Source organism: Janthinobacterium sp. NKUCC08_JDC (assembly GCF_019345575.1).
GTDB classification, from domain to species: domain Bacteria; phylum Pseudomonadota; class Gammaproteobacteria; order Burkholderiales; family Burkholderiaceae_D; genus Janthinobacterium; species Janthinobacterium aestuarii.
Genome location: NZ_JAHKQW010000080.1, coordinates 1 through 214 on the forward strand (window position 1 = coordinate 1; position 214 = coordinate 214).

1 rRNA gene is annotated in these 214 nt (G+C 51.9%); it reads right to left on the reverse strand.

Features of this window, described 5'->3' with window-relative positions:
- Positions 1-214, reverse strand: a 23S ribosomal RNA gene (locus tag KO538_RS29210); the annotation flags it as partial.

Below are 214 nucleotides of genomic sequence, written 5' to 3' on the forward strand. Positions count from 1 at the left end.
AATACTCATCTCGCCCACCTGTGTCGGTTTGCGGTACGGTCTCGTATGACTGAAGCTTAGAGGCTTTTCTTGGAACCACTTCCGATTGCTTCGTGAACAAGTTCACTCGTCCCATCCCCTTGAATTCCGCGCCCGGATTTGCCTAAGCGCCTTCTATGAGACAGAAACTGACTATTCCAACAGTCAGACAACCTTCCGCGATCCGTCCCCCCAT